Here is a 5,089-nt window from a genome sequence, read left to right as displayed (position 1 = left end):
AATCTTGCTATTGATGATGATTTAATCAATGAAGCGTTAACGCTGGGGCATTTTAAAACCAAGGAAGATACAGTTGTTACTGCGTTAAAAGAATTTATCAATCACCGCAAGCAATTGGAGGTTATTGATTTATTTGGTAAACTCGACCCTGATGCGGATTACGATTATAAGCAAGGGCGACGTTCTTGAAAGTATTGGTCGATACCTGCATCTGGTCGCATGCACTTCGGTCTAAAAAACCGGAGTTTGCAACAGAGGTAAACAACCTTGAAACACTCATAGCCAATCAGCGAGTGCTGATTATTGGCGCAATTCGACAAGAAGTATTATCCGGTTATAGCGATTTGACTAAATTTGAATTGCTAAAAACCAAACTGAGTTACTTTGAAAATACGCCAATTTTAGACGAGGATTATCTTATTGCGGCCAAGTTCTACAATGAATGCCGCCAAAAAGGCGTTCAGGGATCGCATATTGACTTATTAATCTGTGCTGTTGCCGTGCGGATCAATAGTCAAATATTTACCAGCGACAAGGATTTTGGGTTTTATCGGCAATATTTGCCCATCAAGCTTTACTCTACAACAGCAGTTTGACTATAACAATAATAGTGCGGGGTAATCACTGTCTTAAGTTGTCCCCAAGCCGGACGGGGCATGTTGCCCCGTTCGAAACGTTTTGTATTGCTTAAGAGCAACTATTTAGCTTAGGCATTGCAGAAACGTTAAGGACGGGGTTGCAAACCCCGTCCCGCTTGAGAAATTTGATGAGAAACTTGGAGGAATATTATGAAATTTAGCGTGACAATTGACCGTGACGAAGAGGGTATCTGGGTAGTGGAATGCCCAGCCATACCCGGTTGTGTTAGCCAAGGGGCGACTAAGGACGAAGCACTGGGCAACATACAGGATGCAATTTATCAGTGCCTTCAAGTTCGCGCCGAGCGTGGATTACCTTTGACCATCGAGACGCGGCAAATCGAGGTGGCGGCATAATGCCGCCTTCGCTTCCCGTTCTTAAGGGGCGCGAGGTCGTTCTCGTGTTCGAGTCGCTCGGATGGCAGGCTGTGCGGCAAAGTGGAAGCCACATTATTATGGTCAAAGAAGGGGAAGCAATTACATTGTCTATTCCCGATCATAAGGAAGTTGCAAAAGGTACGCTACGAAGCCTTATTCGTATGGCAGGATTGACGGTAGCGGAATTTATGGCTGCGTTATAACGCTTTGGGGTTGTCGCAAGTCCACAAGCCTCAGCAAACTCCGTCTCGCTTGGGGTAATGCAGAAACGTTAAAATGCAGCCGTTATGAAATGACGACAGTTATAGATACCGTCTTGCCGAGAAAAAAGCAAGCTTTTTTCGGCAAGGCGGTATCGAGAATAAAATCAACATTACACTGAAATAAATAATTGATATTTAATGACTTTTAAGTCATGCAAATGCCGTCTTGCCGCCAAAAAAGCAAGCAATAATTAAACAGCATAATTTTTGTCAAAAGGCTTGCCAGACTTAAGTACGGCAAAGGCAATATGAATAAGTTTACGCATGGCGGCACACACAACAGCTTTACCATTCTTACCGTTTGCACTTAGTCGATCACAGAAGGTGCGAATCAAAGGGTTGTGTTGCCAAGCTACGATGGCTGGCATATACAAAGCTTTACGTAGTGACGAACTGCCATTTTTAGCAATATGGGTGTTACCTCGCCACTGCCCAGACTCACGGGGAGCAGGAGCAAGCCCTGCAAAAGCAACAACTTGTTTAGCATTGTTAAAATCGTGATGTTCACTTAATGCAATGAGTAAATGGGCAATAGTAGCCTTGCCAATACCAGGAATTGATTCAAGTAGGTCGCTACGTTGTTTAAGCTCCGGGTCGTTATTAATCAAGTCAAGGATGGCTTTGCGTGTGGCATCAAGCTCTGCATTTAATGTTGCTAAAACCGTGTCAATGGAGCCAGCAATATTGGTGTTGGCAGTGTCTTGGCGGTTACGTTCCATTTGAATCATCTCTAAAAGATGCTCAACACGGCGTGTCAAGGCTTGTAAGTTGCGAATATTGGCCGGGGCAGGTATCCATAGAGGGGGTTGCATCATTAAAGCGTAACGGGCAATGAGCTTGGCATCAGCTTTGTCTGTCTTGGCGCGGCTTAACTCGCTTTTGGCAAAAGCATGGATTTTAGCCGGATTAACCAGGCTGACAGAATAACCCTGATTGACTAGGAAATCAGCGAGTGGGAGGCTATAAGCCCCCGTTGCTTCCATACATATCAATGGGTTAACGCCACCACACAACGGAAGGAACCAGGCTATAAAAGCAATAAATCCAAGTTCGTCGTTAGTAAATGTTTTATGTTTGTACTTGCCTGCGATTAAGCTAGCAACATCGAATTTTTTCTTAGCAATATCAACGCCAATAGTGATTTGAAACATGATGCTATACTCCGAAATCTGAAGATAAAGATGATTAATGATCGAAACCACTGCTATGTTCAACCTTATGAATACAGGCTTTAAGCCTAAGAATACCGTTCGAACTACAATAGCGAGTGTGGATGGCGAGGAGTTCAATCTATGAAACAGGCTTTAAGCCTAAGGATGTGCACGACTTCCTCGCTATCCTCCCGATGATCAATCGGGGATTTTGACCTTTTGAGGGATCAGAATCAAGATATAAGGATGTGGTGTGACTTGATGTCGTTTAAGTAATTGTTTCAATTATGGTTGTCATAAGAAGAAACCGAGTTTTTCCTGACTCCGAGCCTATTGGCACATGCGTTTTTGGTAACAGAAAGGTGTGAAGCTGCCAAGACAACGAAGCTTGACCACAAGGTCTAGGTGAATCCGTGAGGATAACCAAACTCTCCCAGCATTAGGGGGTATAGGCTCCAGGCTAAGAATGCCATGGCTAACATAAGTAAACTATTGTAAATCCCGTAATATACGACAAGCTAAAGATGCTGACAAGCTTGAACCAAAAGGTACATGGATAGGTTGATTGAATCACGTCGTCAATCACAGGAACACGACATCCATCGGGAGAGAGATAGAGCCTAAAGCATTCCTGACTATTATTTAAATGGAACAAGGTAAACCCCATGAGCCGCCAGCAATGGCAGGAGAACCGCAAGGCAATCTGTTGGCTCAGGGGGCAACAGAACGCGGGAGCAAGCGAACGGTCAGCGGTAATAGCTGACATAGGGATTGAGCGGCAATGCAACATTAACCCACAGGAAACTGGGCAGACTTCCCGCAGGGTCTTTCTTCATGAGAAAGTTTGATTTAACTCTTTAAAGGGGAATTGTTATAAAAGCGACAACGGTAACATTTGCTGAAGCGATGGCATCCCCTGATCTGATTGGACACTGGCACGATATAGATTGGGCCAGCTGTCACAAAAAGATTAGGAGATTGCAAGCGCGTATTGTGAAGGCTGTTGCAGAAGGACGCTGGAGGATGGCAAAAAAACTCCAACAGCTACTGACGCGCTCGTTTTCTGCAAGAGCCATTGCCGTAAAACGGGTCACTGAAAATAAAGGCAAGAAAACAGCTGGGGTTGACGGGGAAACCTTAAGCACACCAGCATCCAAAGCTAAGGCCATAACCACGCTGAAAAAGAAAGGGTACCGGTCATCGCCTCTGAGACGTGTTGAAATACCTAAAAAGAAAGGTGAGAAAAGAAAACTTGGAATTCCAACGATGAAAGACAGAGCCATGCAGGCGTTATATTTGCTGGCGCTCGACCCCGTCGCTGAAACAACAGCTGATCCCAATTCTTACGGTTTCCGGCCAGAACGTGCGGCAGCAGACGCGATGCAACAAGGCTTCATAGCATTGTCCCGTAAATCCAGTGCACAATGGGTCTTGGAGGCTGACATAAAAGGGTGCTTTGACAACATTTCACAGGAATGGTTGCTGAAAAACATTCTTATAGATCGAAAGATCCTTAAGGAATGGTTAAAGGCCGGATTCATCTATAAGGGTAAGTTCACTGAGACAATAACAGGCACGCCACAAGGGGGAATTATTTCCCCAACGCTAGCAAACCTGGCTTTGGACGGCATCGAAAAAATGCTAGGCCAACATTTCAAAACTCCGAAACAGTGGAAAGATGGAATAAATCCCAAAGTGAATTTTATCCGTTATGCAGACGATTTCATTATCACCGGAAACTCGAAAGAATTGCTGGAAAATGAAGTGAAACCGCTGATTGAAAGCTTCCTCAAGGAAAGAGGCCTGGAATTGTCACCTGAAAAAACAAAAATCACTCATATCAATGAGGGCTTCAATTTTTTAGGTTGGAATTTTAGAAAATATGGCTCGAAACTGCTCATTAAACCGGCTAAAGAAAGCGTAAAAAGCATTCTGAAAAAGTTAAGGGGCATTTTTGACCATAATAAAACCGCCAAAACCAACAATTTGATTTACCTGGTGAACCCGGTCATCACCGGCTGGGCAAATTATCATAAAGGCACGGTGGCCAAGGAAACTTTTAATCATATAGATAAAGAGATTTGGAAGAAAACCTGGCAATGGGCAAAAAGAAGACACCCCAAAAAAGGTAAGACATGGATCAAAGAGAAATACTTCAAGACCATTGGCAACCGAAACTGGAGCTTCTTTGGCAATGACAAAGGCGGGCAATCGGTGGAGTTGGCAACAATGTCGGCAATACCTATTGAACGTCACATCAAGATTCAAGCGGATGCCAATCCTTACGACCCAAAATACGAACAATATTTTGAAAAAAGACTTTACGTCAAAATGACCAAAGGTTCGGTTGGAAAGACTAAGCTCGCAAGATTATGGGTACAGCAAAAAGGAATATGCCCTGTTTGCAAAACGCGAATTGACGATGTGGGGAATATCAATATCCATCACCTCTTAGAAAAAGCGAAAGGTGGAAAGGACATAAATTCCAACTTGGTTATACTCCATCCCAATTGTCATAGAAATGTCCACAGCCGTAAATTGGAAGTGAGCAAGCCGGACTGGAAAAACAGTCTTTGAAAGGCTTGAGCCGTATGAGGGGAAACTCTCACGTCCGGTTCTTAGGGGAGGGGACGGCAGCAATGTCTTCTTCTTACCCGAT

Annotated in this window: 7 protein-coding genes; 6 read left to right on the top strand and 1 reads right to left on the bottom strand. The window is 44.0% G+C overall.

The window, feature by feature from the left end:
- The 4 genes from AC1YY3_RS12735 to AC1YY3_RS12720 all read left to right on the top strand — a co-directional run.
- Positions 1-189: type II toxin-antitoxin system VapB family antitoxin (locus AC1YY3_RS12735; protein ID WP_482194566.1), on the top strand; the 189-nt coding region annotated here is incomplete at its 5' end.
- Positions 186-596: a type II toxin-antitoxin system VapC family toxin gene (gene vapC, locus AC1YY3_RS12730; RefSeq protein ID WP_482194565.1), complete on the top strand. Its 411-nt coding sequence runs from the start codon at positions 186-188 to the stop codon at positions 594-596. The genes AC1YY3_RS12735 and vapC, both read left to right, overlap by 4 nt.
- A gap of 192 nt (positions 597-788) precedes the next feature.
- Entirely contained in the window at positions 789-995 is a 207-nt protein-coding gene (locus tag AC1YY3_RS12725) for a type II toxin-antitoxin system HicB family antitoxin (RefSeq protein ID WP_482194564.1), read from the top strand.
- Complete coding sequence (locus AC1YY3_RS12720; protein ID WP_331307895.1) at positions 995-1,219, top strand: type II toxin-antitoxin system HicA family toxin; 225 nt, start codon at positions 995-997, stop codon at positions 1,217-1,219. The genes AC1YY3_RS12725 and AC1YY3_RS12720 overlap by 1 nt, the downstream gene beginning before the upstream one ends.
- A gap of 251 nt (positions 1,220-1,470) precedes the next feature.
- Here the strand turns inward: AC1YY3_RS12720 and AC1YY3_RS12715 are convergent, their stop codons facing one another.
- Complete coding sequence (locus AC1YY3_RS12715) at positions 1,471-2,430, bottom strand: IS110 family RNA-guided transposase (protein WP_482194563.1); 960 nt, start codon at positions 2,428-2,430, stop codon at positions 1,471-1,473.
- A gap of 665 nt (positions 2,431-3,095) precedes the next feature.
- Between AC1YY3_RS12715 and AC1YY3_RS12710 the strand changes: the two genes are divergently transcribed.
- Together AC1YY3_RS12710 and ltrA are read left to right on the top strand one after the other, a co-directional pair.
- Positions 3,096-3,278, top strand: a complete 183-nt coding sequence (locus AC1YY3_RS12710) for a hypothetical protein (protein WP_482194562.1) — start codon at positions 3,096-3,098, stop codon at positions 3,276-3,278.
- A gap of 58 nt (positions 3,279-3,336) precedes the next feature.
- A complete protein-coding gene (gene ltrA / locus AC1YY3_RS12705) occupies positions 3,337-5,007 on the top strand; it encodes a group II intron reverse transcriptase/maturase (RefSeq protein ID WP_482194561.1) in 1,671 nt (556 codons plus the stop codon).
- Positions 5,008-5,089: the final 82 nt, after the last annotated feature.

The organism is Methyloglobulus sp. (genome assembly GCF_964779595.1).
This window is presented reverse-complemented; position numbering and strand designations above follow the sequence as displayed.

Coding starts and splice junctions, on each gene's coding strand:
- AC1YY3_RS12725 (WP_482194564.1), top strand. CDS start 789: ATGAAATTTAGCGTGACAATTGACCGTGACGAAGAGGGTATCTGGGTA.
- AC1YY3_RS12715 (WP_482194563.1), bottom strand. CDS start 2,430: ATGTTTCAAATCACTATTGGCGTTGATATTGCTAAGAAAAAATTCGAT.
- AC1YY3_RS12720 (WP_331307895.1), top strand. CDS start 995: ATGCCGCCTTCGCTTCCCGTTCTTAAGGGGCGCGAGGTCGTTCTCGTG.
- AC1YY3_RS12710 (WP_482194562.1), top strand. CDS start 3,096: ATGAGCCGCCAGCAATGGCAGGAGAACCGCAAGGCAATCTGTTGGCTC.
- ltrA (WP_482194561.1), top strand. CDS start 3,337: ATGGCATCCCCTGATCTGATTGGACACTGGCACGATATAGATTGGGCC.